The sequence below is a fragment of the Paraburkholderia sp. SIMBA_027 genome, from assembly GCF_046535315.1.
In the GTDB taxonomy this organism is placed as follows: domain Bacteria; phylum Pseudomonadota; class Gammaproteobacteria; order Burkholderiales; family Burkholderiaceae; genus Paraburkholderia; species Paraburkholderia tropica.
Genome location: NZ_JAWRWY010000653.1, coordinates 1 through 269 on the forward strand (window position 1 = coordinate 1; position 269 = coordinate 269).

General features: G+C 54.6%; 1 protein-coding gene. It reads left to right on the forward strand.

Translation table 11 applies throughout. The features are described from left to right. On the forward strand, nt 1-269 hold a 269-nt coding region (locus SB764_RS40625; RefSeq protein WP_410866847.1), incomplete at both ends, for an Hsp70 family protein.

Below are 269 nucleotides of genomic sequence, written 5' to 3' on the forward strand. Positions count from 1 at the left end.
TCGCCTACGGTCTCGACAAGAAGGACGGTAAGACGATTGCCGTTTACGACTTGGGTGGCGGTACCTTCGATATCTCGGTTCTCGAAATCGGCGACGGCGTCTTCGAAGTGAAGTCGACCAACGGCGACACCTTCCTCGGTGGTGAAGACTTCGACATGCGTCTCGTCGAATATCTTGCCAATGAGTTCAAGAAGGATCAGGGCATCGACCTGAAGAACGACAAGCTTGCCCTGCAGCGCCTCAAGGAAGCTGCGGAAAAGGCGAAGATC